Annotated in this window: 29 protein-coding genes and 3 tRNA genes; 15 read left to right on the top strand and 17 right to left on the bottom strand. The window is 73.7% G+C overall.

What is annotated here, in order from left to right:
* The first annotated feature begins 71 nt into the window (after positions 1–71).
* The 5 genes from QQK26_RS09475 to QQK26_RS09455 are packed head-to-tail and all read left to right on the top strand — an operon-like array spanning position 72 to position 4,065.
* The gene (locus QQK26_RS09475) at positions 72–1,145 is read left to right on the top strand and encodes a glycosyltransferase (RefSeq protein ID WP_284232056.1); all 1,074 of its coding nucleotides are present in this window, start codon (positions 72–74) and stop codon (positions 1,143–1,145) included.
* Positions 1,108–2,250 (top strand): glycosyltransferase, encoded by a 1,143-nt coding sequence (locus QQK26_RS09470; protein WP_284232054.1) that lies wholly within the window; start codon positions 1,108–1,110, stop codon positions 2,248–2,250. The genes QQK26_RS09475 and QQK26_RS09470 overlap by 38 nt, the downstream gene beginning before the upstream one ends.
* Complete coding sequence (locus tag QQK26_RS09465) at positions 2,247–3,260, top strand: glycosyltransferase (RefSeq protein WP_284232052.1); 1,014 nt, start codon at positions 2,247–2,249, stop codon at positions 3,258–3,260. The genes QQK26_RS09470 and QQK26_RS09465 overlap by 4 nt, the downstream gene beginning before the upstream one ends.
* Positions 3,257–3,658, top strand: coding sequence for a hypothetical protein (locus QQK26_RS09460; protein ID WP_284232050.1), 402 nt, complete (start codon positions 3,257–3,259; stop codon positions 3,656–3,658). Before QQK26_RS09465 ends, QQK26_RS09460 begins: the two co-directional genes overlap by 4 nt.
* The gene (locus tag QQK26_RS09455) at positions 3,622–4,065 is read left to right on the top strand and encodes a glycosyltransferase family 2 protein (RefSeq protein ID WP_284232048.1); all 444 of its coding nucleotides are present in this window, start codon (positions 3,622–3,624) and stop codon (positions 4,063–4,065) included. The genes QQK26_RS09460 and QQK26_RS09455 overlap by 37 nt, the downstream gene beginning before the upstream one ends.
* A 236-nt stretch (positions 4,066–4,301) precedes the next feature.
* On the opposite strand, the gene QQK26_RS09450 is transcribed toward QQK26_RS09455, so the two are convergent.
* Positions 4,302–5,036 (bottom strand): hypothetical protein, encoded by a 735-nt coding sequence (locus QQK26_RS09450; protein WP_284232046.1) that lies wholly within the window; start codon positions 5,034–5,036, stop codon positions 4,302–4,304.
* 86 nt (positions 5,037–5,122) lie between these two features.
* On the opposite strand from QQK26_RS09450, the gene QQK26_RS09445 reads away from it, so the two are divergent.
* Entirely contained in the window at positions 5,123–5,761 is a 639-nt protein-coding gene (locus QQK26_RS09445; RefSeq protein ID WP_284232044.1) for an HAD-IA family hydrolase, read from the top strand.
* Positions 5,762–5,764: 3 nt separating this feature from the next.
* On the opposite strand, the gene QQK26_RS09440 is transcribed toward QQK26_RS09445, so the two are convergent.
* On the bottom strand, positions 5,765–5,983 hold the full coding sequence (locus tag QQK26_RS09440; protein ID WP_284232042.1) for a hypothetical protein: 219 nt from the start codon (positions 5,981–5,983) through the stop codon (positions 5,765–5,767).
* Positions 5,984–6,105: 122 nt separating this feature from the next.
* Positions 6,106–7,401 (bottom strand): alpha-amylase family glycosyl hydrolase, encoded by a 1,296-nt coding sequence (locus tag QQK26_RS09435; protein ID WP_284232041.1) that lies wholly within the window; start codon positions 7,399–7,401, stop codon positions 6,106–6,108.
* 166 nt (positions 7,402–7,567) lie between these two features.
* Between QQK26_RS09435 and treS the strand changes: the two genes are divergently transcribed.
* Together treS and QQK26_RS09425 are read left to right on the top strand one after the other, a co-directional pair.
* Positions 7,568–9,802, top strand: a complete 2,235-nt coding sequence (gene treS, locus QQK26_RS09430) for a maltose alpha-D-glucosyltransferase (protein WP_284232039.1) — start codon at positions 7,568–7,570, stop codon at positions 9,800–9,802.
* Positions 9,803–9,830: 28 nt separating this feature from the next.
* Positions 9,831–11,150, top strand: a complete 1,320-nt coding sequence (locus QQK26_RS09425) for a maltokinase N-terminal cap-like domain-containing protein (protein ID WP_284232037.1) — start codon at positions 9,831–9,833, stop codon at positions 11,148–11,150.
* 13 nt (positions 11,151–11,163) lie between these two features.
* Here the strand turns inward: QQK26_RS09425 and rarD are convergent, their stop codons facing one another.
* Together rarD and QQK26_RS09415 are read right to left on the bottom strand one after the other, a co-directional pair.
* Positions 11,164–12,114 carry an EamA family transporter RarD gene (gene rarD, locus QQK26_RS09420; RefSeq protein WP_284232035.1) on the bottom strand — a complete coding sequence of 317 codons (951 nt, stop codon included), beginning with the start codon at positions 12,112–12,114 and terminating at the stop codon, positions 11,164–11,166.
* Positions 12,115–12,381: 267 nt separating this feature from the next.
* A complete protein-coding gene (locus QQK26_RS09415; protein WP_284232032.1) occupies positions 12,382–12,654 on the bottom strand; it encodes a hypothetical protein in 273 nt (90 codons plus the stop codon).
* Positions 12,655–12,829: 175 nt separating this feature from the next.
* On the opposite strand from QQK26_RS09415, the gene QQK26_RS09410 reads away from it, so the two are divergent.
* Positions 12,830–14,245, top strand: coding sequence for a hemolysin family protein (locus tag QQK26_RS09410; RefSeq protein WP_284232030.1), 1,416 nt, complete (start codon positions 12,830–12,832; stop codon positions 14,243–14,245).
* Positions 14,242–15,273 (top strand): CNNM domain-containing protein, encoded by a 1,032-nt coding sequence (locus QQK26_RS09405; RefSeq protein WP_284232028.1) that lies wholly within the window; start codon positions 14,242–14,244, stop codon positions 15,271–15,273. Before QQK26_RS09410 ends, QQK26_RS09405 begins: the two co-directional genes overlap by 4 nt.
* A gap of 16 nt (positions 15,274–15,289) precedes the next feature.
* On the opposite strand, the gene QQK26_RS09400 is transcribed toward QQK26_RS09405, so the two are convergent.
* The 3 genes from QQK26_RS09400 to QQK26_RS09390 all read right to left on the bottom strand — a co-directional run bounded on the left by QQK26_RS09400 (position 15,290) and on the right by QQK26_RS09390 (position 17,606).
* A complete protein-coding gene (locus tag QQK26_RS09400) occupies positions 15,290–15,451 on the bottom strand; it encodes a hypothetical protein (RefSeq protein ID WP_284232018.1) in 162 nt (53 codons plus the stop codon).
* Positions 15,452–15,580: 129 nt separating this feature from the next.
* Positions 15,581–16,936, bottom strand: a complete 1,356-nt coding sequence (locus QQK26_RS09395; RefSeq protein WP_284232016.1) for a sensor histidine kinase — start codon at positions 16,934–16,936, stop codon at positions 15,581–15,583.
* Positions 16,929–17,606 (bottom strand): response regulator transcription factor, encoded by a 678-nt coding sequence (locus QQK26_RS09390; protein WP_284232008.1) that lies wholly within the window; start codon positions 17,604–17,606, stop codon positions 16,929–16,931. The genes QQK26_RS09395 and QQK26_RS09390 overlap by 8 nt, the downstream gene beginning before the upstream one ends.
* A gap of 87 nt (positions 17,607–17,693) precedes the next feature.
* On the opposite strand from QQK26_RS09390, the gene QQK26_RS09385 reads away from it, so the two are divergent.
* On the top strand, positions 17,694–18,074 hold the full coding sequence (locus tag QQK26_RS09385; protein ID WP_284232006.1) for an META domain-containing protein: 381 nt from the start codon (positions 17,694–17,696) through the stop codon (positions 18,072–18,074).
* A 67-nt stretch (positions 18,075–18,141) separates the two neighbouring features.
* Positions 18,142–18,618: a hypothetical protein gene (locus QQK26_RS09380; RefSeq protein ID WP_284232004.1), complete on the top strand. Its 477-nt coding sequence runs from the start codon at positions 18,142–18,144 to the stop codon at positions 18,616–18,618.
* 21 nt (positions 18,619–18,639) lie between these two features.
* On the opposite strand, the gene QQK26_RS09375 is transcribed toward QQK26_RS09380, so the two are convergent.
* Positions 18,640–18,807, bottom strand: a complete 168-nt coding sequence (locus tag QQK26_RS09375; RefSeq protein ID WP_284232001.1) for a hypothetical protein — start codon at positions 18,805–18,807, stop codon at positions 18,640–18,642.
* A gap of 572 nt (positions 18,808–19,379) precedes the next feature.
* Here QQK26_RS09375 and QQK26_RS09370 point away from each other — a divergent pair.
* Positions 19,380–20,093 carry a GDSL-type esterase/lipase family protein gene (locus QQK26_RS09370; RefSeq protein WP_284231999.1) on the top strand — a complete coding sequence of 238 codons (714 nt, stop codon included), beginning with the start codon at positions 19,380–19,382 and terminating at the stop codon, positions 20,091–20,093.
* 23 nt (positions 20,094–20,116) lie between these two features.
* Here QQK26_RS09370 and QQK26_RS09365 read toward each other — a convergent pair whose 3' ends face one another.
* The gene (locus QQK26_RS09365) at positions 20,117–20,368 is read right to left on the bottom strand and encodes a glutaredoxin family protein (protein ID WP_284231997.1); all 252 of its coding nucleotides are present in this window, start codon (positions 20,366–20,368) and stop codon (positions 20,117–20,119) included.
* A 38-nt stretch (positions 20,369–20,406) separates the two neighbouring features.
* Between QQK26_RS09365 and QQK26_RS09360 the strand changes: the two genes are divergently transcribed.
* On the top strand, positions 20,407–21,174 hold the full coding sequence (locus tag QQK26_RS09360; protein ID WP_284231994.1) for an alpha/beta fold hydrolase: 768 nt from the start codon (positions 20,407–20,409) through the stop codon (positions 21,172–21,174).
* Positions 21,175–21,210: 36 nt separating this feature from the next.
* Here QQK26_RS09360 and QQK26_RS09355 read toward each other — a convergent pair whose 3' ends face one another.
* The 6 genes from QQK26_RS09355 to QQK26_RS09330 form a co-directional block, all read right to left on the bottom strand.
* Positions 21,211–21,624, bottom strand: a complete 414-nt coding sequence (locus QQK26_RS09355) for a hypothetical protein (RefSeq protein ID WP_284231992.1) — start codon at positions 21,622–21,624, stop codon at positions 21,211–21,213.
* A gap of 52 nt (positions 21,625–21,676) precedes the next feature.
* On the bottom strand, positions 21,677–22,453 hold the full coding sequence (locus QQK26_RS09350; RefSeq protein WP_284231990.1) for a siderophore-interacting protein: 777 nt from the start codon (positions 22,451–22,453) through the stop codon (positions 21,677–21,679).
* Positions 22,454–22,573: 120 nt separating this feature from the next.
* Entirely contained in the window at positions 22,574–23,152 is a 579-nt protein-coding gene (locus QQK26_RS09345; RefSeq protein ID WP_284231988.1) for an HhH-GPD-type base excision DNA repair protein, read from the bottom strand.
* 77 nt (positions 23,153–23,229) lie between these two features.
* Positions 23,230–23,302, bottom strand: a tRNA-Phe gene (locus QQK26_RS09340).
* Positions 23,303–23,368: 66 nt separating this feature from the next.
* Positions 23,369–23,443, bottom strand: a tRNA-Asp gene (locus QQK26_RS09335).
* A gap of 32 nt (positions 23,444–23,475) precedes the next feature.
* A tRNA-Glu gene (locus QQK26_RS09330) sits at positions 23,476–23,548 on the bottom strand.
* A gap of 202 nt (positions 23,549–23,750) precedes the next feature.
* On the opposite strand from QQK26_RS09330, the gene QQK26_RS09325 reads away from it, so the two are divergent.
* A complete protein-coding gene (locus QQK26_RS09325; protein ID WP_284231986.1) occupies positions 23,751–25,142 on the top strand; it encodes a C40 family peptidase in 1,392 nt (463 codons plus the stop codon).
* Positions 25,143–25,267: 125 nt separating this feature from the next.
* Here QQK26_RS09325 and ppa read toward each other — a convergent pair whose 3' ends face one another.
* The gene (gene ppa / locus QQK26_RS09320) at positions 25,268–25,759 is read right to left on the bottom strand and encodes an inorganic diphosphatase (protein ID WP_284231984.1); all 492 of its coding nucleotides are present in this window, start codon (positions 25,757–25,759) and stop codon (positions 25,268–25,270) included.
* Positions 25,760–26,027: the final 268 nt, after the last annotated feature.

Below are 26,027 nucleotides of genomic sequence, written 5' to 3'. Positions count from 1 at the left end.
GGAACTCCCGCAACGGCTCAGCGGTCGCCCCCAGGAACCATCGGGCCGGCATCGAGCGCAGGGAGAAGGACATGCACGAGACGGACAGTGACACGGTGCGCGTCGCCTCGGTGCCGGAGCGGCACCCGTACGTGCGCGCCGCCACGGCGCACCCCGCGGTGACGGTGCTGCCCGACCCGCTGCCCGACCCCGAGCAGCCCGAGCGGTGGTGGCCGCCCGTCATGCTCGACGCCGAGTGGGTGCGCGCCCACGCGGACGAGTTCGACGTATTCCACCTGCACTTCGGCGCCGAGTCCTACGACGCCGCCCACCTCGCCCGCTTCACCGCGGCGCTCGCCGAGGCGGGGCGTCCGCTCGTCTACACCGTGCACGACCTCGAGAACCCGCAGCTCGACGGCCAGCAGGCGCACGCGGAGGCTCTCGACGTGCTCGTGCCGGCCGCCGCCGAGCTCGTCACCCTCACCGGCTCCGCAGCCGAGGAGATCGAGCGGCGCTGGGGGCGCTCGGCGCGGGTGCTGCCGCACCCCACGATGCTGCAGCACGAGCGGCAGCCCGAGCTCGAGCCCATCCGCTTCCGCGTCGTCGGGGTGCACCTGCGCGACCTGCGGCCGAACATCCTCGGCGCTCCGCTCATCGCCGCGCTCGCCGAGGCAGCCGACCTGCTGCTCGGCGCCGGGCCGCTGCGCTTCGAGATCTCGATGCACGAGCGCGTGCGCGACGAGCCCCAAGCGGAGGAGATCGCCCGCATCGTCGCCGCCGCGCCCCGCCTCGAGCTGCTGCGCCGCCCCCGCCTCGGCGACGAGGCGCTGGAGCGCGAGATCGCCGGCTTCGACGCGGCCCTGCTGCCGTACCGCCACGGCACCCACTCCGGCTGGCTCGAGCTCTGCCACGACCTGGGCGTGCCCGTCGTCGGGCCGCGGGCGGGGCACTTCGCCGGCCAGCACCCGTCGTCGTACACGGCGGCCGACCTGCTCGACGCGTCCTCGCTCGCAGAAGCGCTCGCCGCCGCGCTCGCTCGTCCCGAGTCGCCCGCCCTGGGCGACGCCCGCGCGGTCGCCGTGCGGGAGCGCCGGGCCGAGCGGGCGGTCGAGGCCGAGCGGGTGCGGGATGCGCACGCAGCGCTGTACGCGGCGGTGGCACGGTGACCGCCCCCTCCGCATCGCCGTCATCGCCCCGTCGAGGCATCCGCTGCGCGAACCGCACGCCGGCGGTCTGGAGCGGATGGTGTGGGAGCGGGTGCGCACGCTGCGCGCCCGCGGGCACGAGGTGCTGCTCTGCGCGCCGGAGGGCTCCGACTTCCTCGACGCCAGCCCGCCCGAGCTCGTGCTGCCCGCCGTGCGCTGGCCGGACCCGCGGTCCGCCTCCGACACGGCGTACCCCACCGGGCACCTGAAGGGGCACGACGAGGCGATGCGCGGCGCGATGCGCTGGCTCGGCGCCGCCCGTCGGCGCATCGACGTGATCGACAACCACAGCCTGCACGGCGTGGTGCTCGACGCCGCGGCCGCGCTCGGCGTGCCCGTCGTGACCACGCTGCACACGCCTCCGCTGCCCGAGATCGTGGCGGCCCACCGCCGCACCCCCGCGGGGGCGCGCTCGTTCCTGGCCGTCAGCGAGCACACCCGCGCCGCGTGGTCCGCTCACGGCGTGGAGGCTTCCGTGCTACCCAACAGCTTCGCCGCCGAGACCTGGCGGCTCGGCGCGGGCGGCGGCGGGCTCGTCTGGTCGGGCCGCATCGTGCCCGAGAAGGCGCCGCACCTCGCTCTGGCCGCGGCGCGCGCGGCCGGCCTGCCGATCGCCGTCGCCGGCCGCATCGGCGACCAGCGCTACTTCGAGCAGGTCGTCGCGCCGCTGCTCGGCGACCGCGCGCGCCACGTCGGCGAGCTCGGCCAGCGGCAGCTCGACCGCCTGGTCGGCGCCGCCGACTGCGCCCTCGTCACACCCATGTGGCAGGAGCCGTTCGGCCTCGTCGTCGCGGAGGCGCTCGCCACCGGCACCCCCGTCGCGGCCTTCGACAACGGCGGTGTGGCGGAGGTGCTGGCCGGTTCGCCGGCCGCGGCGCTCGTCGCCCCCGGCGACGTCGCGGGCCTCGCCGTCGCGGCGCGCCTGCTGGCCGCTCGCGGCGGGGACCGGATCGTGCGCGGGGAGGTGCGCCGTCACGCGCTCGATCGCCTCTCCTCGACGGCGCGGCTGCCCGAGATCGAGGCTCACTTCGCTCGGGCGCTGCAGCGCCAGCAGGTCGCAGCATGAGCGGCACCGGCTGGTACGTGCACCACCACGGCCGCGGTCACCTCACCCGCTTCCTCGCCGTGCGCCGCCACCTGCCCGGGCCCGTCACGGTGTTCTCCACGCTGGAGGCGCCGGCCTCGCTGCCCGCGGGAACCGTCTGGGTCCGGCTGCCGCGCGACGACGACGGCGTCGCCGATGGCGCCGAGCCGTCCGCCGGCGGCGCGCTGCACTGGGCGCCGCTGCACCACGGCGGCCATCGCGAGCGGATGGCGGTGATCGCCGCTGCCTGCGCACGGCACCGCTTCGACCGCTTCGTCGTCGACGTCTCGGTGGAGGTCGCGTTGCTCGTTCGCCTGCTCGGCGTGCCGACCGTGGTCGTCGCCCAGCCCGGCGACCGCGACGACGATCCGCATCGCCTCGCCTACCGCGCGGCCACGCGCATCCTCGCCCCCTGGGCCGACGGACTGCAGACGACGCCCGTGATCGAGGCGAACCGCGAGCGGGTGCGCTTCAGCGGCGCGATCTCGCGCTTCGACGAGCGGATGCCCGATGCGGGCGAGCGCACCGGCCCGGTGCTCGTGCTGGGCGCGGCCGCCGGCCCGCTGCCCACGTCGGATGCCGTGCACCTCGACGGCACCGCCTGGCAGGACGACCCGTGGACGCTGCTGGCGAGCAGCGACGTCGTCGTGACCGCCGCGGGCCAGAACGCGCTCGCCGACCTCGCCGCCTCGGGCGCCCGCGCCATCGTGGTGCCGCAGGAGCGCCCGTTCGGCGAGCAGCGGGCCAGCGCCGACGTGCTCGAGCGCGAGGGCCTCGCGCTCGTGCTCGACGCGTGGCCGTCCGTCGAGGAGTGGCCCGGGCACCTGGAGTGCGCCCGCGCGCTGCGACCGGACTGGTCGGCCTGGCGGGTGCGCGGCGGGGCGGCTCGCGCCGCCGCGGCCATCGAGGCGGTCGGGGCCGGCCAGGCGGCTCGAGCCGACGCGCCCGACACCGGCCAGCTCGCCGCGGACGACGCGGGGAGCCTCCCGTGACCGCCCGCACCGCCGTCCTCACCACCGCCAGCTCGGCCCGGCTCGAGCACCTCGAGCGGCAGCAGCGCTTCCTGGCGCGGGAGGCGGCGCATCTCCGCGTGATCGCCTGGCTCGACGCGGCGCCGCCGCCCGACCTCCCCGGAGCGATCGTCGTGCACGTGCCCCCGGGGCGGCACGGCCTGCGCGTCGGCGCCGGGCGCAACGCGGCGGCCGCCGCCGCGCTCGAGGCCGGCGCCAAGCTGCTGGTGCTGCTCGACGTCGACTGCCTGCCGGGGCCCGATCTGCTGCGGCGCTACGCCGGGGCCTCCGCCGCGCATCCGACGGCGTTGCTCTGCGGACCCGTCACCTACCTGCCCGAGGGGTGCGCCCGGAGCGAGCGGATACGCTGGGCGCGCTGACCGCACCGCATGCGGCTCGCCCGCATCCGGCCGACGACGCCATCGAGCGCGCCGGTGACGGCGCCTACGACCTGTTCTGGTCGCTCTCCTTCGCGCTCACCCGCGAGGCGTGGCTGCTGCTCGGCGGCTTCTCGCCCGACTACGAGGGCTACGGGGCCGAGGATACGGACTACGCGGCGCGCGCCCGAGAGCACGGGGTGCCGCTGCTCTGGGTCGGCGGGGCGCACGCCTACCACCAGTGGCACCCGACCCAGTCGCCGCCCGTGCAGCACGTCGACGACATCCTGCGCAACGGCGCGGCCTTCGCCGCCCGCTGGGGGCGCTGGCCGATGCTCGGCTGGCTGGAGGCCTTCGAGCGGATGGGCATCGTCGAGCGCGGCCCCGACGGCTGGCGCCGCGCGGCCTGACCCGCAGAGCCCGCGCTCCCCGCCGGCCCGCCTGCACCGCAGCCCCCCCCGACCCGCAACTCCTCACCCCGACCCGCAACTCCAAAACGAAGGAGATCTTCGCGACTCGCCGGGCAGAGGCCGCTGCAGGTCGGCGTGTCGCGAAGATCTCCTTCGTTTTGGCAGTGCGTGGGAGACCGGTGCCGGCATGCGGACGGCCCCGGAGCCGTGCTCCGGGGCCGCCCGCATGCCGAGGGTCAGTCGCGGTCGCGGTCCACGTCGGTGCCGAGCACCGCGAAGTCGGGGCCGAGGTCGATGTCGACCGTCGAGCGGTCGGCGAGCAGCACGGTGACGTCGTAGGGCGAGCGCGCGTCGTCGTCGAGGTCGATGTCGGTGACGGTGCCGTCGGCCTCGGCGAGCGCCGCCTCGACGATCGAGGCGACAGTGGCCTCGTCGAGCGAGCCGGTCGGGCCCTGGTCGTCGCCGTCGGCGGGGTCGGTCTCGACGATGCGCAGTGCGCCGTCGGCGCCCACGTACACCTCGGTCTCGTCGCCGTTCGCGGCCTCGAAGCGCACCTCCCAGCCGCCGTCGCGCTTGGCGTCGATGGCGGTGGGCTCGCCGCCGAGGCCGTCGGAGGCGGCGAAAGCGGATGCGCTCGCGATGATCTCGCTGAGCTCGGCCGGGTCGGCGGTGCCCGTCGCGCTCTGCGGGCCGCCGGCGGCCGCGGAGGGGACGGATGACGGGCCCGCCTCGTCGGCCGGGGCGGACTGGGTCGCGCCGGCGAGCGCGCGGTCGTCGCGGTCGTCGCGGTCGTCATCGTCGTCGTCGAGCGCCCCGCCGATGGCGATGCCGCCGCCGACGAGCAGCGCGCCGGCGAGCACGCCGCCGCCGACGAGCAGGGCGGTGCGCTTCGGGAACGGCTTCTTCTGCTGCACCGGCTCGGGGGTGATGGGGGTGGTGGGGGTCGTCTCGGGGCTGTTCTGCTCGGTCATGACTCGATGGTGCTGGGCGGGCGCTGAAGCGTGCCTGAAGCGACCTGAAGACGCGCTTCAGGATGCGCCTCCGTCAGACTGGGGCCATGACGTCCTTCCCCGCCCGAGGCATCCTGTTCGACTGCGACGGCGTGCTCGTCGACTCCCTCGAGGCGGCCGCCGTCGCCTGGGACCGCTGGAGCGCCGAGTGGGCGCCCCGCTTCGACTTCCGCCGCGACATCGCGCACGGCACGCGCGCCGCCGACACCGTCGCCCGCCTGGTCGACGCCGATCGCTTCCAGGCCGCGGTCGCGGAGCTCGACCGGCACGAGCTCGAGACGGTCGAGGGCACGGTCGCGATCGCGGGCGCCGTGGCGCTCACCGCCTCGCTGCCGGATGGGTCCTGGACCGTCGTGACCAGCGGTGTCCGTCCGCTCGCCCGCGCCCGGCTGCGTGCTGCGGGCATCGCCGAGCCGGCCGTGCTGGTCACCGCCGATGACGTGACCCACGGCAAACCCGACCCCGAGCCCTATCTGCGCGGCGCGGAGCTGCTCGGCCTCGACCCGTCGGACTGCGTCGTGCTCGAGGACGCCCCCGCCGGCATCGCCGCCGCCAGGGCGGCCGGCGCCGGCGCCGTCATCGGCATCGGCGCGCACGCCGCCGAGGGCCGACCGGATGCGCTGGTCGCCGACCTGCGCGACCTCGCCTGGCGGGGCGGCCGGCTGGAGGTGCTGCGGCCGCTCTGAGGCTCAGCCGGCCTGCTCGTCCTCTTCGGGGTTGAAGTTCGAGTCGGTGTCCGAGTGGCCCGCCGCGAGACCGTCCTCGCTGTTCGGGATCGTGCCGTCGTCGCCGAGCCCGCCGGGCTTCTTCGTGCCATCCGAGTCGCTCGTGGTGGTCTCGACGTCCGCGCCCTGCAGCGCATCCTCGTCGGCGGCCAGCTGCGCGGGGTCGTGGTTCTGGTTCGTCATGGTCGTTCCTCCTCACGGGGGTGGCTCGCCGGGTGCGGCGGCCACCGATCGACTCCCACTGTCCTGCGCCGGCAGCGGATGCGGGCGCCTTGCCCGGCCCTCGCACAGCTGCCTCCGACCGCTCAACCGACGACGGCCCATCCGTGCCCGGCGACGCCGTCCCGCGCGCCGCGGGTCGCGTCGTCCGCCGCGAGCAGCTCGCCCTGCGGGCGCGGTACGGCCTCGTCCTGCAGGTTGAGCACGACGGTGAGCCGCTGGCCGTCCGCGGCGAGGTCGATCTCGAGGTGCTCGTTCGCCAGCGCGCGGGGCTCACCCGTGGTCGCGCGATGCAGCCAGGGGTGCCGCCGCCGCAGGCTCAGCAGCTCCTGGTGCAGTCGCAGCACGGTCCCGTCGGCACCGACGAGATCCGCGGGGCCGCCGCTCGGGAACTCGGGCCGGATCGCGTCGTCGCCCCCGGCGCGCTCCTCCTTGACCGCCTGGAACCCCCACTCGTCACCGGCGTAGACGGTCGGGGTGCCGCCGAGCATCGCCAGCAGCACCGTCGCATGGGCGCGGTGCCGCGGGTCCGTGATGGCCGACGCAATGCGCGTGACGTCGTGGTTGCCCACGAAGGTCGCCGGCGCGAACTCCGCGAGCAGGGCGTCGTGCCGCCCGAGCGTCCAGGTCAGCTCCCAGAGGTTGCGCTCCTCGATGCTCGAGCGGATCGCCTTCCAGAGCTCGTACTGCGTGACGGTGTCGACCGTGCTCTCACGCACGAAGGCGGCGTAGTCGCCGTGGATCAGCTCGGCCTCGAACCAGGCGTCCGGATGCGTGCTCCGCACCTCCGCGAGCACGGCGGCCCAGAAGGCCGACGGCACCCGGTAGGCCGCGTCGAGCCGCCAGGCGTCCGCGCCCCGGTCCAGCCAGTGGCGCATGACGTCGACCACCAGCTCGCGCGTGGCCGGGTGGTCGTGGTCGAGCTCCAGCAGCGCGTCGTGCCCCTCGAAGGGCACCGGGCGGCCGTCCTCGCCGCGGCGCAGCAGCGCCGAGCCCTCGGCGACGAGCGGATGCGCCCGGCCGACGTGGTTGAACACCCCGTCCAGCTGCACCCGCAGACCCCGCGCGTGCGCCTCGCGGATGAGCTCGTCGAAGTCGGCCTCGTCGCCCAGCCTCGGGTCGATGCGGCGGTGATCCGTCGTGTCGTAGCCGTGGGTCGACGACGCGAAGATCGGCCCCAGCGCGATGCCGGAGGCGCCGAGCTCGATGACGTGGTCGAGCCAGGGCACCAGGCGTCGCAGCCGATGCTCCTCCGCTCGCACGGGCCCGTGCTCCGGCTCGGGGACGGCGCCGACGAACCCCAGCGGGTAGGCGCGCCACCAGATCGCGTGGGCGACCCATTCCGGTTCGGCGCTCGGCGGGAGGGCGGGGGATGAGGTCATGCCCCGACGCTACGGAGGGCGCCCGGTTGCACCCAGGAGGCGGCTGCATGCGAGCGCAGACTGCATCCGCATCCGCCCCGAAGCTGGACGGCCGGTCACGACTCCGCCATCCGTCGGTCTCGCGCCGCTAACGTGACGGCAAACGAGCGCGACGAGAGGTGGACGCGTGCCAGACGAGACCCACGGACCCGCCGACGAGGGCGCCGAACTGCCCGAGATCACCTACGACGAGCAGCGCTACGAGGCGAGGCCCCGGCGCCTGCGCCCTCGGCAGAACCTGCGCGGCGGCAGCCTGCGCCGCTCGTTCTCCGACCCGCGCGCGGCCGACGGCCGCAACCCCGCCTACATCGAGTGGCTCGTGCGCCAGTCGATGCTCAAGGACGCCGACGTGCTCAGCCGGCAGCTCTCGGGTTCGCCCACGATGTGGCGCAATCCCTACGCGCGGCCGGATGCGCGGCGCGCGATCGCGTCGACCGACGTCTGGTTCACCGCGTATCCGATCTCCCTCATCACCCGCGAGGGGGAGTCCTTCCTCACCGCGCTCGCCGATCCCGCGCTGTGGGACGTGTTCCAGCGCATCGGCATCAACGGCGTGCACACCGGCCCGGTGAAGCGGGCCGGCGGCATCCGCGGATGGCAGGAGACGCCGAGCGTCGACGGACACTTCGACCGCATCGCGACGCAGATCGACCCGGTGTTCGGCGACGAGGAGACCTTCCAGCGCATGACCGACGTCGCCGAGGAGCACGGCGGCAGCATCATCGACGACATCGTGCCCGGCCACACGGGCAAGGGCGCCGACTTCCGTCTCGCCGAGATGGCGTTCAAGGACTACCCGGGCATCTACCACATGGTCGAGATCCCGCCCGAGGAGTGGCACCTGCTGCCGGAGGTGCCCGAGCATCGCGACGCCGCCAACCTCGACCCCGACACCGAGCGGGCCCTCGCCGAGCGGGGCTACATCATCGGCGAGCTGCAGCGCGTCATCTTCTACCAGCCGGGCGTCAAGGAGACGAACTGGAGCGTCACCGCGCCGGTCGTCGGCGTCGACGGCATCACGCGCCGCTGGGTGTACCTGCACTACTTCAAGGAGGGCCAGCCGTCGGTCAACTGGCTCGACCCGACCTTCGCGGGCATGCGCCTCGTGATCGGCGACGCCCTGCACTCGCTGGGAGACCTCGGCACGAGCGCACTGCGCCTGGATGCGAACGGCTTCCTGGGCGTCGAGAAGAGCACGGAGGGGGCGCCCGGTTGGTCCGAGGGCCACCCGCTCTCGCACGCGGCGAACCACATCATCGCCGGCATGGTGCGCAAGGTCGGCGGCTTCACCTTCCAGGAGCTGAACCTCACGATCGAGGACATCCGCGACACCGGCGCGGTCGGCGCGGACCTCTCGTACGACTTCGTCAACCGACCGGCCTACCACCACGCGCTCGCGACCGGCGACACCGAGTTCCTGCGGCTCACCCTGCGCACCTCGCTCGAGCTCGGCGTGCAGCCGGTCAGCCTCGTGCACGGCCTGCAGAACCACGACGAGCTCACCTACGAGCTGGTGCACTGGGCGACCCTGCACAAGGACGACCCGGTCACCTTCCGCGGCGACGAGACGACCGGCGGGGCGCTCGCCGAGCGCATCCGCGGCGACCTCACCGAGGCGCTCACCGGCACCGCGGACTACAACCGCGTGTTCACGCAGAACGGCATCGCGTGCACCACGGCCTCGCTCATCGCGGCGACCCGCGGCATCGCGACCCTCGACGCGATCACCGAGGACGACGTGCCCGCGATCCGGGACGCCCACCTGCTGCTCGCCGCGTTCAACGCCTGGCAGCCGGGCGTCTTCGCCCTGAGCGGATGGGACCTGCTGGGCTCGCTGACGGTGCCGGCCGAGCAGGTGGCCGACCTGATCGCCGAGGGCGACACCCGCTGGATCGAGCGCGGCGCGCACGACCTGCTCGGCGTCGCACCACAGGCGCGGCGCTCGGCCTCCGGCATGCCGCTCGCGCGCTCGCTCTACGGCCCGCTGCCCGAGCAGCTGCAGGACCCGGACTCCTTCGCCAGCCGTCTCGGTGAGATCCTGCGGGTGCGCAGGGAGTCGGGCGTCGCGTCGGCGAACCAGCTCGACGTGCCCGACGTCGCCCACCCGGGCATGCTCGTCATGGTGCACGAGCTCGAGCAGCTCGACGAGCTCGGGCTGCCGATGGTGCAGATCACCGCGCTCAACATGACGGATGCCGCCCTCGACGGCACCGTGCGCTCCGAGGCGCTGCCGCTGCGGGCGATCGTGGTCGACGGCGCGGACGGCACCGAGATCGGCGCCGTCGACGATCTCAGCAGCTTCCCGCTGCACCTCGAGCCCTACGGCGCCCGCTTCCTGCTGCTGCAGCGCCAGCCGCACTGACCTTCGACGACGACGTGAGGAACTCCGCATGACGCTTCTCGAGACGCTCGCGGCCTGGCTGCCCGAGCAGCGCTGGTACGCGACGAAGGGGCTCGCCCCGCAGCTGCGCATCCTGGCGTCGACCGCCCTGCCCGCATCCGATCCCGATGCCGAGGTGACGGTGCAGCTGCTCCTCGATGAGGCGCACGCCTCGCCGGTGCTGTACCAGGTGCCGATCGTGGCCCGCGCCGCGGAGGGCGCCGCCGCGATCGGCGAGGTCGACGGCCGCTGGCTGCACGACGGCCCGCACGACCCGGCCTTCGTCGAGGCGCTGCTCGCCGTCATGGGCGGCGCGCAGACGGTCGACGGCGACGGCCTGTCGCTCGAGGGCCGCCGGCTCAGCGAGCCCGGGCGCGTGCTGCGCAGCCGGGTGCTCAGCGGCGAGCAGTCGAACACCTCGGTGGTGGTCGAGGTCGAGGGCGGCCCGGTGCCGACCCTCATCACCAAGGTCTTCCGGGTGCTGCACCACGGCGAGAACCCCGACGTCACGACCCAGAGCGCGCTGACCGCCGCCGGCTCGCACCGGGTGCCGGCCTCGTTCTGCTCGCTCAGCGGCACCTGGCCGGATGCGGGACGCGAGTGCGGCACGGCCACCGGCCACCTCGCCTTCACGCAGCAGTTCCTGCCCGGGCTGCAAGATGCGTGGGCGGTCGCGGTCGACGCCGCCGGCCGCGGGGAGGACTTCACGGAGCCGGCGCGCGAGCTCGGCGCCGCGGTGGCCGAGGTGCATCGCACCCTCGCGTCGGCGCTGCCCACGGCCGAGGCGACGGAGGCGGACACCGCCGCACAGCTCGCCAGCCTGCGCCGCCGACTCGACATCGCCGTGCGCGAAGTGCCGCAGCTCGAGGCGGTCGCACCGCGGATCGCCGCGCTCTACGACCGGCTCGACGGCGTGCGCTGGCCGACCCTCCAGCGCATCCACGGCGACCTGCACCTCGGCCAGACGGTGCGCGCGCCCGGCCTCGGCTGGGTGCTGCTCGACTTCGAGGGCGAGCCGCTGCGGCCCATGCCGGAGCGCTCGCGCCCGGACCTCGCCCTGCGCGACATCGCCGGCATGCTGCGCTCCTTCGACTACGTCGCCGGCGCCCTCGCGCAGCAGGACCCGCCGATCGACGCCTCCGCCTGGACCGCCGACGCCCGCGCGGCGTTCCTCGACGGCTACGGCGGCGTTCTCGAGGGCGACCGCGCCCTGCTCGACGCCTTCGAGGTCGACAAGGCCGTCTACGAGGCGATCTACGAGGTGCGCAACCGGCCGGGCTGGCTCGGCATCCCGCTCGGGGCCATCGACCGGCTGGTCGCGCGGGTGTGACGCCGCGCTGAGCTCAGATCGGCTCGTCCGGCGCCAGCGGCGCGTCCCGCCGCCGGCGACCGCGCCATCCCGCCAGCACGGAATCCGCGCTCAGCAGCACCAGCGCCACCCAGACGAGGCCGAAGCCGACCCAGCGCTCGGTGGTCATCGGCTCGCCCAGCACGGCCACCCCGATGATGAACTGCAGGATCGGCGCGATGAACTGCAGCAGGCCGATCACCGTGAGGGGCGCACGACGGGCGGCGGAGGCGAACAGCAGCAGTGGCAGCGCGGTCACCGCGCCCGCGGCGAGCAGCAGCAGGGTGTGCGCCGGCCCGGCGGTGCCGAGGGTGAGGCCGGTCGTCGAGGCGATCACCACGAGCTGCACACCAGCGATCGGCAGCAGCCAGAACGACTCGAGGGTCAGCCCGCTCACCGCGTCGACGGAGGGTCCGATCCGCTTCTTCACCAGGCCGTAGACGCCGAACGACAGCGCCAGGGTGAGCGCGATCCACGGGAAGGTGCCGTAGCCGATCACGATCACGAGTACCGCCGCCACGGCGATGCCGATGGCGACCCACGGCAGCACCCGCAGCCGCTCGCGCAGCACCAGCACCCCCAGCAGCACGGTCACGATCGGGTTGATGAAGTAGCCGAGGCTCGTCTCCACGACGTGCCCGGTGAGCGTGCCGAGGAGGTAGGTCTGCCAGTTGACGTAGATGAGCGCGCCGGCGAGCGCGGTGAGCGCCATGAGCCGCGGCTGCCGGACGATGGCCAGGAACGACCGCCAGCCGCGCAGCGCGGTCAGCAGCAGCAGGCAGAAGCCGAAGGCGAGCAGGATGCGCCAGGCGACGACCTCCCACGGCCCGGTCGGCTGCAGCTGCAGGAAGTAGAGCGGCAGCACGCCCCAGAGCGCGTAGGCCGCGAAGGCGTAGGCGCCGCCCCGCAGCGCGCCGGACGGCGGAGCAGGAGTCGGGGCGGGCATCCGCCCAACCTACGGCCTGCGCGGCACCCCGCGGGCGAGGCCGTCCGCTGGCGTCGGGCCGAGCTGCGTGCCCGTTCCCACCTCGCGCGCATCGTTGCCGCAAGTCGCTCGCGACGAGGACGTTGCGAGCACGGAGTGGCAACGATCGCGTTGCGCACGGCCCGGCTGAGAACAGCCTGCCCAGCCCCGCTGCCGCACAGCTCGTCGACGCCTACGCCGTGCTCGCGGCGCCGCCCGCCCGCTGACCCGCGCCGCCCACCCGCTGACTCAGGCCGGCCGCCACTCCTCCAGGAACTCGGCCACGCTCTTGCGCTCCAGGTCGAGCTCGACCTGCCCGAGCAGGTGGTGGGGGTCGCCGGCGTCGGCGGCCGTGCGGATCACCTCGGCGCCCGTGTCGAGGCGGGTGACGACGAGGTCGTAGACCGCGATGCTGAGGCCGCCGAGCGCCGTGTCGATGGCCATGCGCAGGCCGCTGAACGGCTTCGGCACGAGCTCCGCGCGCAGATGGTCGGCGGCGACCTCGGGGTGATCAGCGTCCATCCCGCCACCGTAGCGCGCGGCACCCCCACAGCTTCGCGGCGGCGCTTGCTCTACAGTGATCCCACCTGACCTTCACCCACGAGAGAGCATCCCCCGTGAGCGACCGCTGCGCCCCTTCTGATCCGGAGGGTCGATCTTCGTACCCCCTCGCGACTCGACGAGGGGGTGAGTTCGAATGCTGGAGGCAGTGCTGACGCTGCTGGTCGGCATCCTGGTGACCCTGGCGATCATCGCCGCCTGCGGCTTCTTCGTGGCCCAGGAGTTCGCCTACATGTCCGTGGACCGGTCGCGGATGACCGCGCTGGCCGAGAAGGGCGACGCCGGCGCGAAGCGCGTGCTGGCGATCACGAAGCGCACGTCCTTCATGCTCTCCGGAGCGCAGCTCGGCATCACCGTGACGGGCCTGCTCATCGGCTACGTGGCCGAGCCGCTGATCGGCGAGTCGATCGGCACGCTGCTCGGCGGGGTGGGCATCCCCACCGGCGTCTCGGTGCTCATCGGCACGACCGGCGCGCTGCTGCTCGCCACGATCGTGACGATGATCTTCGGCGAGCTGTACCCGAAGAACCTCGCCATCGCGAGCCCGGAGCCGCTGGCCCGTGCGCTCGCCGTGCCGACGCGCATCTACCTGCTGGCCTTCGGCTGGCTGATCTCGGTGTTCGACCTCGCGGCCAACGCGCTGCTGCGCCTGCTGCGCATCGAGCCGCTCGAGGACGTCGACGAGAGCGCCACGGCGCGCGACCTCGAGGCGATCGTCGAGGAGTCCCGCGCGAGCGGCGACCTGCCCGACGACCTGTCGATGATCATCGACCGCATCCTCGACTTCCCCGACCGCGACGTCGAGCACGCCATGGTGCCGCGCTCGCGCATCGACTCCATCGCCCCCGACACCACGGTCGGCGAGGTGCGCGCGCTCATGGCCACCGGCCACACGCGCTACCCGGTCATCGGCGACGAGGACGACCCGGTGGGCGTCGTCGAGCTCATCGACCTGCTGCGCCAGCGGCACCCCGACGAGACCCCCGTCTCCGCCGTCATGCGCGAGGCGGTCGTGCTGCCGACGACCATGCCCCTGCCCGCGGCGCTCGACCGGATGCGCGGCACCCGCAACGAGCTGGCCTGCGTCGTCGACGAGTACGGCAACTTCGACGGCATCCTCACGATCGAGGACCTGACGGAGGAGGTCATCGGCGAGATCGAGGACGAGCACGACACCGAGGTCGACGCGATCGTCGCCGACGGCGACGACCGCTGGACGCTGCCCGGCGAGGTCCACCTCGACGAGGTCGAGCGCCTCATCGGCCACGACCTGCCGCGCGACGACGCCGAGACCATCGCCGGTCTCATCATCAGCGCCCACGGTGACCTGCCCGCCGAGGGCGCGGTCGTGCGCATCGATCTGCCGGAGAAGCCGGCGGAGGCGGTGCAGGGCATCCGCATGCAGCGCTGGCTCGACGTCGAGGTCGTCGAGGTCGCCCGCCACGTGCCCTCGCGCCTCGCCGTGACCGTGCACGAGATCGACCTGGACGCGACCGAGGGCGGCGACGCCGTCGACGCGGTCGCCGTCGAGAACCAGGAGGCCGCCCGATGAGCGGATGGATGGTCGCGCTGATCACGACGGCGCTCATCGTCGCCAGCGCCTTCTTCGTCATCGTCGAGTTCGCACTGCTCGCCGCGCGCCGGCACCGGCTCGAGGAGGAGGCCGCCACGAGCGCGTCCGCCCGCGCCGCCCTGCGCGGCGTCAACGAGCTCACGGTCATGCTCGCCTTCGCCCAGCTGGGCATCACGGCCTGCACCTTCCTGCTCGGCGCCATCACGAAGCCGGCGATCGACTACGCCCTCTCGCCGCTCTTCGAGCAGTGGGGCATGCCCTACGTGCTGGCCGACGTCATCGCCTTCGCGATCGCGCTCATCGTGGTGACCTTCCTGCACCTCGTCATCGGCGAGATGGCCCCGAAGTCGTGGGCGATCGCGCACCCGGAGACCGCGGCGAAGGCCACGGGCATCACTGCGCGGGCCCTCACCTGGCCGCTGCGACCCTTCCTGCTCTGGATCAACCGCATCGCGAACCGTCTCGTCAAGGCCTCCGGCGTCGAGCCGGTGGAGAAGGCGGCCGCGGGCGGGCAGGACATCGACACGATCCGCGAGCTGGTGGCGCACTCGAAGGCCGCGGGCACGCTCGAGGCCCAGTACTCCGAGCCGATCAACCGGGCCATCGCGCTCGGCTCGCTCACCGTCGGCGACATCGTGCGGGCCGACCGCACGCCCACCGCGGTCGCGGCGACGGCGACGGTGGCCGAGCTGCAGGCGGTCGCCGCCTCGTCGAGCCACCTGCGCATCCTCGTGGGCTCGGGTGCGGGCTCGCGCGTCGCGCACGTGCGCGACTCCCTGACGGCCGCAGCGGATGCACCGGTCGCCGGCATCGCCCGCGACGCGTTCTCGCTGGGCCCGGAGACGACGGCCTACGACGCGCTCGCGCGGATGCGACGGGCCCGCGAGCAGCTGGCGACCGTCGTCGAGGGCGACCGCCTGCTCGGCGTCGTCACGCTCGACGACCTGCTGCGCGAGGTGCTCCCGGGCGTCCAGGACGCCGCCGCGCAGGAGACCGCAGCGCAGTGACCCGAGCGGGTCGGGGTCAGTCCTCGACCCGCTCGGTCCGCTCGGCCGACTCGGCGACGGCGGTCTCCCAGCGGCGCTCGTGGTCCAGCGCGGCGCGCAGGGCGACGTCCGGCGAGGCGCTGGCCCCGAGGCCACGGTGCAGGAGGGCGAGCAGCTGGCGGCGGCGGAGCGGGTTCATCCCCTCGACGCTACGGACGGTCGTGCGACCGGACCAGGCACCGCCAGGGCAGGCACCACCGGTGCCCGTCTCCCAGGACGAGGCGTGCGCGGCGGCTGCGGCCCGCGCAGCGCCGTCCGCACGGGCCGCTCAGCCGGCGCTCGGCAGCCGCACGCTGAATCGCGCCCCGCCGCGCGGGGAGGCGTCGACCGCGATGGAGCCGCCGTGCGCCTGGACGATGCCGCGGACGATGGCCAGACCGAGTCCGCTGCCACCGGCCTCGCGGGCGCGCGCCTCGTCGAGGCGCACGAAGCGCTCGAAGACGCGCTCGCGCTCCGCCTCCGGCACGCCGGCGCCGTCGTCATCGACCGTGACGAGCGCCCATCCGTCCCGCTCGGAGACGGCGATGGCGACGCCGCCCGCCGCGTGACGGCGCGCGTTCTCGGCGAGGTTGCGCAGCACCTGGCCGAGCATCCGCTCGTCGCCGTCGACCCTGGCCGGGCCGATGCCGGAGGCGTCGACACGGACGCCCAGGCCGCGCAGCCGGGCCGCCTCGGCGAGCGCGAGGTCGTCGAGGTCGACGGGGTGCGCCGCGATCGGCGCGCCCTCGTCGAGCCGCGCGAGCGTGAGCAGCGCATCGACGAGCCCCTGCAGCCGCAGGCCCTCCTCGTGCACGATCTGGGCGAGCTCCTCGGTGCTCGTCGTCGCGGGGTGCGCGGCCGCCAGCTCGGCGTGCTGGCGGATCGTGGCGAGCGGCGAGCGCAGCTCGTGCGAGGCGTCCGAGACGAAGCGGCGCTGAGCGCGCGCGGCGTCGTCGAGCCGATCGAGCATGCGGTTCATCGTGGTCGCGAGCGCGGCGATCTCGTCGCCGCTGGCGGGCACCGGAACGCGGCGGTCCAGCCGGTCGCCGGTGATCGCATCGACCTCCGAGCGGATGCGGTCCACCGGCCGCAGCGCCCGCCCCACGACGAGCCAGGTGGTCGCGCCGACCACCGCGGCGAGCAGCGGCACGGCGACGGCGAGCATGCCGACGACCGTCGCGACGGCCTCCTGCTCGTCCTCGAGCGGTGTCGCGAGCAGCAGCACGCGGTCCTCGCCGGCGTCCTCGGCGACGACGAGCACGGGATCGCCGTCGAGCCGGGTGCGCACCGGATCGTCCACGGCGGGCAGGTCGAGCCCCTCGGCGTCCTCCGTCGCGGCGAGCACGCTGCCGGACTCCTCGTCGACGAGCTGCGCGATCTCGTCCTCGAGCTGACCCAGCACCGCGGGGCCCTCCGCCTCGACGCGGGTCGCCAGCTCCTCGGCGCGCAGCTCGCCGCTGCGGGCCACCGAGGCCTCGAGGCTCGCGCCGAGCGAGGCGGCGAAGATCGCGGCGCCCGCGACCAGCGCGGCGAGCACGACCGCCACCGCGCCGAGCGTGGCGCGGGCGCGCACGGATCGGGGGCGCATCCGGCGGCGCGCGCCCACCGCATCCGCTCCTGCGCCGTCCACCGAGGGCTCAACCACCGTCGGCCGCCAGCCGGTAGCCCGCGCCGCGCACGGTCTCGATGGCGCTCCGGCCGAACGGCCGGTCGAGCTTGCGGCGCAGGTGCCCCACGTAGACCTCGACGATGTTGGGGTCGCCCTCGAAGTCGTCGTCCCACACCCCGGCGATCACCTCGCGCTTGGAGAGCACCTGGCCGCGGTGGCGGATGAGGTGCTCCAGCACCGCGAACTCGCGGCTGGTGAGCTCCACCTCGACCTCGCCGCGCCAAGCGCGGCGCGCGGCCGGGTCGACCCGCAGGTCGCCGGCCTCGAGCACGGTCGGCCGGGCGACGGCGCCGCGGCGGATGAGGGCGCGCAGCCGGGCGACGAGCACGGCGAAGGAGAAGGGCTTGGTCACGAAGTCGTCGGCGCCGCTCTCGAAGGCCTCCACCTGGTCCCAGTCGCCGTCCTTCGCGGTGAGCATGAGCACCGGCGTCCAGTTCTCCTCGGCGCGGAGTGCCTCGACGACCTTCCATCCGCTCATGCCCGGCATCATCAGGTCGAGCACGATGGCGTCGTAGCGGTGCTCGCGGGCGCGCCAGAGCCCGTCGACGCCGTCGTTCGCCACGTCGACGGCGAAGCCCTCCGCCTCGAGACCGCGGCGCACGCCGTCGGCGAGGCGCACTTCGTCGTCGACCACCAGGATGCGCATGCCCGCAGTCTGGCGGCGCGGCCCTGAAGCGGCGCTGAAGCGCGCCGATGCTGGCACCGGTGCATCTCCCATGGGACGCGCGGGGGCATGCGCCGTCGCCCAGCCCTGCTCATCGTCCTGCCTCTCGCGGCGGTGCTGCTGAGCGGATGCGCCGGGGCCGCTCCCGAGGCGTCCTCCGGCGAGCCGACCGGCCGCTGGGGGAGCACGGACGACGACGAACCGCACATCGAGTTCCTGGAGGACGGCACCGTCCTCAGCCACGACGGCTGCAACGGGGGCGGCGGGCGCTGGAGCCAGGACGACGCCTCTGCGGCGGTCGAGGTCGGCGGATCGAGCTCCACCTTCGTGGCCTGCCCCGGCGATCAGCCTCTCCTCGCAGGCACCGACACCGCCATCGTCGACGGCGACCGCATCCACCTGCTCGACGAGGCCGGCGAGGTCATCGAGGTGCTCCGGCGCAGTTCGTGACATCTGTCATCCGCATCGGTGCGCTGCGGGCCTGACGCGGCCTCATCCGCTCGGCCAGGGTGGAGGCATGGACGCCTTCGCCTTCCTCACCGACCTCTTCGACGGGGTGCCCGCCGCGCTGCAGGTGCTCATCATCTTCGCCGTCGGCATCGTGCCGTTCCTCGAGAGCTACCTCGGCACGTTCCTCGGCACGATCACCGGACTGCACGTCGGCGTCGCCGCGGGCGCCGCGATCGCCGGCAACCTCGTGGCGCTCGCCGTCGCGGTGGTGCTCGGCGGCAAGCTCGCCCGACGCCGCGAGCGCAACCGCGCCGAGCCGCCGAGCGCCCGTCAGCAGAAGGTGCTCGCCCGCGTCGACCGCTGGGGCGTACCGGTCGCGAGCGTCCTCGCGCCGTCGCTGCTCGCCATCTCGCTGACCGCCTTCATCATGGTCTCGGCCGGCCTCGACCGCCGCCGCGTCGTCGTGTGGCAGGTCGTCGCCGTGGTGCTCTGGGGCGCGCTCTTCGGAGCCCTCGGGCTCGGCGTGGTCAGCATCACGGCGTAGCCGGCCCCAGCCCCGCCGCGGTCACTCGCCGCGCTCGGTGGGGCTGTCGGTCGCCGTCGTGCCCGGGCTCAGGGCGCCGTCGACGGTCTCGGCGCGCTCGTGCTCCTCCTCCTGCGGCTCGCGGTCCTCCGCGGGGTCCGCGACGTCCTCGGGCCGGGGCTGCTGGTCCTCGCTGCTCGGGTCGCTCATGCCAGCGAAGCTACGCATCGCAGAGCATCGGGAGCGCGGATGCGCGGATCGCACTCAGCTGCATCCGCTCGTCGAGGGGTTCGCATCCGGCACCGCGTCCTCCTGCCTGCTGCCACGCGCAGCGCCTCCGCCCCCGAGATGCCCGACTCCGTGCAGATCGGCCGGTTCCTGCCGCTTCCAGCCAGTCGAAGCGGCAGAACTGCGCCGATCTGCGGAACGCGCCAGAGGATCTCCGAGCCGGCGCCGCGATCGTCGCCCACGGGCGCGGCCTTGCCCGACGTCGCCCGGGCCGAGGCGCCGACTCGGATCGGCGAGTTCCTGCCGTTGCCGGGCGCCCGAAGCGGCAGAAGGGCCCCGATCTGCGGAAGGTGAGAGCACGCGCGGTGTCCAGCCAGCGGGAGGCCCGCAGGGAGCGGGGTCGCAGGGTGGCGGCGCGTGTCATACCAGCGGAGGACATCCGTTGCCGAAGCCGTGATCTCGACGTACGCTCGTCTCGCTCCCGGGGGACTCCGCACCGCGGCCACGGCGAGCACACCCCACCCGTCAGCCCCGCCATCCCTCGGAGCCGAACCGTGCGCATCCGCCGCCCCGCCCTGCCGATCGCCGCCGCGCTGCTCGCCGCAGCGCTCGCCCCGGCGCTGCTCGCGGGCACCACCGAGTCGACGCTGTTCACCAAGCCGGTGCAGCTCACCCGCGAGCACCGCATCGACCTCTGGCGCATCGAGAACCCGGACATCGAGCCGGGCGCCATCGCATTCGTCGGCGACTCGATCACGGCGGGCTTCCCGCTGCTCACCGCGTTCCCAGAGCAGCGCACGATCAACCGGGGCATCCCCGGCGACACGTCCGCGCAGGTGCTCGAGCGGATGCAGGAGAGCGTCTACGACCTCGACCCCGGCATCGTCGTGCTCATGATCGGCACGAACGACCTCGGCCACGGCGGCACCGTCGAGCAGGCGGTGGAGAACACCGCGCGCATCGTGCGCCTCGTGCAGGCGAACGAGCCGCAGGCGCACATCCTGCTGCAGTCGGTCTACCCGGTCTACGACGGCGATCCCGCCGCGCTGGCGCGCTCGTCGGTCGGGCTGCGCACCAACGACGCGCTCGACGACATCAACGCCGCGCTGCGGGCGCTGGCGGGCCTCGCCGGCGTCGAGTACATCGACGTGAACAGTGCGCTGCGCGGCCCCGACGGGCTGCGGGCGGAGTACACGGTCGACGGGCTGCACCTGAGCCCCGCGGGCTACGAGGCCGCCGCGACCGTGCTCGCCGACGTGCTGCGCTGAGCAGCGGTCGACCTGCCCGGTGATCAGACGGCGCCGACGGCTTCCAGCTTGGCCGTGAGCTCGGCGTCGCTCGGCTCCACGACGTGGCTGCCGTCGGGGAACGCGACGACCGGGATGTTCGTCCGCCCGCTGATGCCCTTCGCGACCTCCGCGGCCTCCGGCACGGCCTCGAGGTCGACGTAGTCGTAGTCGACGGAGAGCCCGTCGAGCAGCTTCTTCGAGCGGCGGCAGTCGGAGCACCATTCGGCGCCGTACATGGTGATGCGATCGGTCATGCGCGCAGCCTACGTCGTGGTGGGATGGGAGCGTGCTGATGCCCGAGCCGCCCGAACCCCGCTTCGTCATGTCGCCCGACGGTCTGCGGATCGCCACCTACGCCTTCGGCGACCCGCTCGCCGATCCCGTGCTGTTGGTGCACGGCTTCGCGTCGAGCGCCCACGCCAACTGGAACCTCACCGGCTGGATCCGCGACCTCGAGCGAGCCGGCCGCCGGGTCGTCGCCGTCGACCTGCGCGGCCACGGCGCGAGCGACAAGCCGCACCACCCCGAGTCGTACTCGATGGACCTGCTGGCCGCCGACCTCTTCGCCGTCTGCGACACCTACCTGCTCGACGAGGTCGCCTACGCCGGCTACTCGCTGGGCGGCCGCGTCGGCTGGCACGCGACGCACCTGCAGCCCGAGCGCTTCCCGCGCGCCGTGCTCGGCGGCATCCCCGACGGCACCCCGCTCACCCGCTTCCGCATCGATCTCGCCCGCGAGCACGCCGCGACGGGCGCGCCGATCGACGACCGCATCACCGCCGCCTACGTGCAGATGGCCGGCCAGACCCCCGGCAACGACCTGCTCGCGCTCGTCGACCTCGTCGAGGGCATGCGCCCCGGTCCGCAGCCGACCGCGCAGAACGCGCCGAGCATCCCGCTGCTGCTGGCGACGGGGTCCGAGGACGGCATCCTCGAGGCCTCGCAGCGCCTCGCCGCGGCCGCACCGCGGGCCGAGTTCTTCGAGATCCCGGGTCGCAACCACTTCAACGCGCCGACCTCGCGCGACTTCCGCGAGGCGGCCATCCGCTTCCTCTCCTGATCGGCGACGAGCGGATGCGGGCGGTCCCGCATCCGCTCAGCGCCCGGTCTGCGGGCCGGTGCCGTGGCCGGGCTGGAGGATCTCGCCGGAGTCGCGGGGGAGCGGGGTCGTCTCGGGGGTGCGCGGAACGGGCGCCGTCGTGATCGCGAGCTCGCCGTCGACGATGACGCCGGTGAGGCGGTAGTCGCCCCACCGCACGTCGCCCGACTGCTGCCAGCCCTCCACCTGCGACCAGTCCCAGCCGCGGATCGGCAGCGGATCGCCGCACTGCGGCGGGAACGACTCCATGATCACGGTGCAGGCGTTCGCGCCGGCCCCGTCGTCGATCACCATCACGGACGCCTCGTACGGCTCGCCCGACGGCGCAGGACCGCGATCGCCCACGCCGGATGCGCATCCGCTCAGCGCGAGCAGTCCGATGGCGCTGATCACGGTGATGCGCATCCTCATGGTGGAGCTCCTCTCACCCTGTACGACGCGCATCCGCTCTCGAACGTTGGGGTCAGATCTGACCGATCGGCTCGCGCTTCTCGGCCTGGAACACGTCCTCGACGCGCCCGTGCGCCCAGTAGGCGGAGAGCGACAGCTGCGCGCGGTCGAGCCCGCGCTCGCCCGTGAAGTACGGGCGCAGCTGCTGCATGGCGCCGCGCTCGCCGTGCGCGAAGACCTGCACGGCGCCCTCGCGCCACTCGAGCGCCCGCACCGCGTCGACCAGCAGCGTCGTGGTGCCCGGCTCGGCGCCGTCGCGGTGCAGCCACACGATGTCGATGCCGGTCGGAGCCGTGAGCGGCAGATGGTCCGCCTCGCCGTCGACCTCGATGAGCGCCGTGCCGACGGCGTCGGCGGGCATCGCCTCCAGCGCCGCGGCGATCGCGGGGATCGCGGAGTCGTCACCGGCGAGCAGGTGCCAATCGGCCTCGGGGTCCGGCGCGTAGCCGCCGCCGATGCCGAGCAGCACGACCGGGTCGCCCGGCTCCGCGCGGTCGGCCCAGGGGCCCGCGACGCCGGCGTCGCCGTGCACGACGAAGTCGATCTCGATGCGCCCGTGCTCCAGGTCGAAGCGGCGGATCGTGTAGGTGCGGATCGAGGGCAGGTCCTCGATCGGCAGCCGCGCGCGCAGCTCGGTCATATCGTAGGGCGGCACCAGCGCGCTGCCGGCCGGAGCGAAGGCCATCTTCGTGTAGGCGTCCGTCGCGTCGCCCTGCGCGACCTCGGTGATGTTCGGGCCGCCGGCGACGATGCGCACGAGGTGCGGCGACACCTGGATGCGCTCCAGCACCTCGAGGACGATCTGCGGACGAGGGGCGCGTGCGGGGCTGGGCAACGTCAGGCCTTCCGGTGGGGCGTCCGCGGAGCGGCGTACTCAGGTGAGCCTAACCTGCAGTGGATGGGAGGGGCGTCAGCCCTTCTGCTTCGCCGCGGCCTTCGCGGCCTGCTTGGTCGCGCGCACCTTCGCCAGCGACTCCGGGCTGGTGATGTCGGCGACGGAGCGGAAGGAGCCCTCCTCGCCGTACGCGCCCGCGGCCTCGCGCCATCCGCTCGCCGTCAGGCCGCGCTGCTTGCCGAGCAGCGCCAGGAAGATGCGCGCCTTCTGCTCCCCGAAGCCGGGCAGCGCCTTCAGTCGGCGCAGCACCTCGGCGCCGTCGGGGTCGCCGTCGGTCCAGATCGCGGCGGCGTCGCCGTGCCAGTCGTCGAGGATGGCGCGGCTGAGCGTCTGGATGCGCCCCGCCATCGACCCCGGGTAGCGGTGCACGGCGGGGGAGGCGCGGCACAGCTCGACGAAGGCGTCCTCGTCGTGCGCGGCGATCGTCGCCGCATCGAAGGCGCCGAGCCGCTCGCGGATCTTGAGCGGACCGGCGAAGGCCGTCTCCATCGCCACCTGCTGATCGAGCAGCATGCCCACCAGCAGCGCGAGCGGATCGCTGCTGAGCAGCTCGTCCGCGGCCGGGTCGTCGGTGATGTGCAGCGCGTGGGTCATACAGCGAGGTTAAACGGAAGGAACCCCCGCAAGTAGAAGCCTTGCGAGGGTTCAGCAGCGGTGTAATCTCCGCTACGTGGCTCCGACGGGCGTCGATCCCGTGACCTCACGATTTTCAGTCGTGCGCTCTACCAACTGAGCTACAGAGCCGTTCGAGACGTTGCCGCCTCTAAGAGCGAAGCCCTTCCGTATCGTGCGGAAGGGCTTCGCACTCGGCGACCCTGACGGGACTTGAACCCGCGACCTCCGCCGTGACAGGGCGGCGCGCTAACCAGTCTGCGCTACAGGGCCATGCGTATTGAATTGTGAAGTCGTCAAGTCCGTGACCCCAACGGGATTCGAACCCGTGCTGCCGCCGTGAAAGGGCGGTGTCCTAGGCCACTAAACGATGGGGCCGTAAGCAGCACGTCGACCTGCCGACGATTGAGCATAAGGGGCTCGCGGCGCGATTGCAAAATCGGCGTGTCGCGCTCGGATGGACGTCCCCTTTTCGGGGGCGCTGGCTTGTGCATCCGCTCCCCGTCACGTGTACTGGAGAGGTTGACCTTCAGCCGGAGGTCGAAGTACGCCCGCTCCATCCTCCGCGAAAGGTCGTCTCTTGGGATTCCGACGCGCCGCAGTGCTCGCATCCTCGCTCGCCATTGCGACCGCCGTCGCCACCGTGGGCGCCGTCGCTCCGGCTACCGCCGCACCCGACTACCCCACCTGGGGCGCCGTGGAGTCGGCGCGGTCGAACGAGGCCGCCAAGGCCGCCGAGATCGAGAACATCACCTCGATCATCTTCGGTCTGCAGGACGCCGCGGACGCCGCCGGCATCGAGTCGCTCAAGGCCGACGAGACGGCCACGCAGGCCGGCTTCGACCTCGACGATGCGACCGCCAAGGTCGAGTCGCTGCGCTCGCAGGCCGAGGCTGCCGAGGAGACCGCCGAGCGCTCGCGGGCCGAGGCCGCTGCCGCCGTCAACTCGCTGCAGCGTCGCGGCGGCTCCGACCTCAGCGCGCAGCTCTTCGTGAGCGGCGGGCAGGCCGACGACCTGCTGTACCAGCTGGGCCAGCTGAGCAAGATCGGGGACGCCTCGGATGCGGTGCGCCAGCAGGCGCTGCGCGACGAGGCCGCGGCGACGTCGCTGAACGAGCAGGCGCAGGTGGCGGAGAAGGCCCGTCAGCGTCTCGCCGACGATGCCCGTGCCGCCGCGGACGCGTCCCAGGCCGCCGCGAACGCCGCCATCGCCGCGGTGGACGAGCAGGCCGCCAACGAGCGTCGTCTGCAGGAGCAGCTGGCCGCGCTGAAGGGCACCACGGCCGAGGTCGAGGCCGAGTACCTCGCCGGCGTGCGCCAGGCCGAGCTCGACCGCCAGGCTGCCGCTGCCGCTGCCGCTGCGGCTGCTGCTGCCGCGGCGAACCGGCCGCGTCCGGGCAGCGGCTCCGGCGCCGCGCCCTCGAACCCCGCGCCGAGCAACCCCGCGCCGTCGAACCCGGCGCCCTCGAACCCCGCCCCGTCGAACCCGGCGCCCTCGAACCCCGCGCCCTCGAACCCGGCCCCCTCGAACCCGACGCCGCCGCCGAGCAGCGGCTCGGGCGTGGGCTCGCCGAACATGGCCATCGTGAACAGCGTGCTGGCGTTCGCCCGCTCGCAGATCGGCAAGATGTACCTGATGGGCGGTGCCGGTCCGGACCGCTGGGACTGCTCCGGCCTCATCATGAAGGCCTACGGCCAGCACGGCATCACCTTCGGGCGTCACTCCTCGCACGCGCAGTTCACCTCGCTGCAGGCGGCGGGCAAGCTCGTGCCCCTCTCGCAGGCGCAGCCGGGAGACCTGCTCTGGTACTCCAACGGCGGCTCGATGACCGCCACGAAGTACCACGTGATGATCTACACCGGCAACGGCATGATGATCGACGCCCCGAGCGCCGGTCGCCCGGTCCAGGAGCGCAGGGTCATCTACGGCTACGGCGACCTGCTGCCGATGGCGGGACGCCCGACCGGCTGATCGCATCCGCTCGTCCTCATCGAGGCAGGCCCCCGCTCGACGAGCGGGGGCCTGCGTCGTTCATGGGGCGGGACGACGGAGGGGCGGGCGCCGCAGCACCCGCCCCTCCGCTCGATCCGCTCGGATCAGTGGCCCTCGGCCTTGAGCTTCTCGATGCCGTCGAGCACGATCTGCTCGGCCTCGGCTGCGTCGCCCCAGCCCTCGGTCTTGACCCACTTGCCGGGCTCGAGGTCCTTGTAGTGCTCGAAGAAGTGCTCGATCTCCTTGCGGGTGTACTCCGGGATGTCGTTCACGTCCTGGATGTGCGCCCAGCGCGGGTCCTTGGCGGGCACCGCGATGACCTTCGCGTCCGAGCCGCCGTCGTCGGTCATGTTGAAGACGCCGACGGGGCGCACCTTCACGCCCACGCCCGGGAACAGCGGGTAGTCGAGCAGCACCAGCACGTCGACGGGGTCGCCGTCGAGGCCGAGGGTGTTCTCGAAGAAGCCGTAGTCGGTGGGGTAGACGAAGCCGGTGAAGAGCACGCGGTCGAGGTAGACCCGACCGGTCTCGTGGTCGACCTCGTACTTGTTGCGGCTCCCCTTGGGGATCTCGATGACTGCGTCGTACGCGCCCATGGCTGGCGACTCCTTGCTGGTGTGGTCACGCGGCGCGATCGGCGCCAGAACGCCCCCCACGCTACCGGAGCGGCGCCGGTCGGGCCCTGCGGAGGCGCAGAGCACCTGCGCCCGGCCCACCCCGCCCTCCCGCCGGCCGCTCTCCTGCCGGCCGTTCTCCCGCCGGCCGCTCTCCTGCCGGCCGTTCTCCTGCCGGCCGCCTTCCCGCCGGCAGCCCTCCCGCCTCCCTCCTGCCAAGCTTCCTCCCTCCTGCCGTGTTTCCTCCCCC

The sequence above is a fragment of the Arenivirga flava genome (genome assembly GCF_030161575.1).
In the GTDB taxonomy this organism is placed as follows: Bacteria; Actinomycetota; Actinomycetes; order Actinomycetales; family Microbacteriaceae; genus Arenivirga; species Arenivirga flava.
Note: the sequence above shows the minus strand (reverse complement) of the source record. Positions and strands in the feature narration are given on the sequence as shown.

What these genes read in the sequence shown, in the direction of transcription:
- ppa (WP_284231984.1), bottom strand. Translation starts at nt 25,759, where the DNA reads ATGGGCGCGTACGACGCAGTCATCGAGATCCCCAAGGGGAGCCGCAAC.
- QQK26_RS09475 (WP_284232056.1), top strand. Translation starts at nt 72, where the DNA reads ATGCACGAGACGGACAGTGACACGGTGCGCGTCGCCTCGGTGCCGGAG.
- QQK26_RS09450 (WP_284232046.1), bottom strand. Translation starts at nt 5,036, where the DNA reads ATGACCGAGCAGAACAGCCCCGAGACGACCCCCACCACCCCCATCACC.
- QQK26_RS09365 (WP_284231997.1), bottom strand. Translation starts at nt 20,368, where the DNA reads ATGACCGATCGCATCACCATGTACGGCGCCGAATGGTGCTCCGACTGC.
- QQK26_RS09410 (WP_284232030.1), top strand. Translation starts at nt 12,830, where the DNA reads ATGCTGGAGGCAGTGCTGACGCTGCTGGTCGGCATCCTGGTGACCCTG.
- QQK26_RS09400 (WP_284232018.1), bottom strand. Translation starts at nt 15,451, where the DNA reads ATGAACCCGCTCCGCCGCCGCCAGCTGCTCGCCCTCCTGCACCGTGGC.
- QQK26_RS09345 (WP_284231988.1), bottom strand. Translation starts at nt 23,152, where the DNA reads ATGACCCACGCGCTGCACATCACCGACGACCCGGCCGCGGACGAGCTG.
- QQK26_RS09440 (WP_284232042.1), bottom strand. Translation starts at nt 5,983, where the DNA reads ATGACGAACCAGAACCACGACCCCGCGCAGCTGGCCGCCGACGAGGAT.
- QQK26_RS09445 (WP_284232044.1), top strand. Translation starts at nt 5,123, where the DNA reads ATGACGTCCTTCCCCGCCCGAGGCATCCTGTTCGACTGCGACGGCGTG.
- QQK26_RS09390 (WP_284232008.1), bottom strand. Translation starts at nt 17,606, where the DNA reads ATGCGCATCCTGGTGGTCGACGACGAAGTGCGCCTCGCCGACGGCGTG.
- QQK26_RS09360 (WP_284231994.1), top strand. Translation starts at nt 20,407, where the DNA reads ATGCCCGAGCCGCCCGAACCCCGCTTCGTCATGTCGCCCGACGGTCTG.
- QQK26_RS09380 (WP_284232004.1), top strand. Translation starts at nt 18,142, where the DNA reads ATGGACGCCTTCGCCTTCCTCACCGACCTCTTCGACGGGGTGCCCGCC.
- QQK26_RS09465 (WP_284232052.1), top strand. Translation starts at nt 2,247, where the DNA reads ATGAGCGGCACCGGCTGGTACGTGCACCACCACGGCCGCGGTCACCTC.
- QQK26_RS09375 (WP_284232001.1), bottom strand. Translation starts at nt 18,807, where the DNA reads ATGAGCGACCCGAGCAGCGAGGACCAGCAGCCCCGGCCCGAGGACGTC.
- QQK26_RS09435 (WP_284232041.1), bottom strand. Translation starts at nt 7,401, where the DNA reads ATGACCTCATCCCCCGCCCTCCCGCCGAGCGCCGAACCGGAATGGGTC.
- QQK26_RS09470 (WP_284232054.1), top strand. Translation starts at nt 1,108, where the DNA reads ATGCGCACGCAGCGCTGTACGCGGCGGTGGCACGGTGACCGCCCCCTC.
- rarD (WP_284232035.1), bottom strand. Translation starts at nt 12,114, where the DNA reads ATGCCCGCCCCGACTCCTGCTCCGCCGTCCGGCGCGCTGCGGGGCGGC.
- QQK26_RS09355 (WP_284231992.1), bottom strand. Translation starts at nt 21,624, where the DNA reads ATGAGGATGCGCATCACCGTGATCAGCGCCATCGGACTGCTCGCGCTG.
- QQK26_RS09385 (WP_284232006.1), top strand. Translation starts at nt 17,694, where the DNA reads ATGCGCCGTCGCCCAGCCCTGCTCATCGTCCTGCCTCTCGCGGCGGTG.
- QQK26_RS09405 (WP_284232028.1), top strand. Translation starts at nt 14,242, where the DNA reads ATGAGCGGATGGATGGTCGCGCTGATCACGACGGCGCTCATCGTCGCC.
- QQK26_RS09425 (WP_284232037.1), top strand. Translation starts at nt 9,831, where the DNA reads ATGACGCTTCTCGAGACGCTCGCGGCCTGGCTGCCCGAGCAGCGCTGG.
- QQK26_RS09415 (WP_284232032.1), bottom strand. Translation starts at nt 12,654, where the DNA reads ATGGACGCTGATCACCCCGAGGTCGCCGCCGACCATCTGCGCGCGGAG.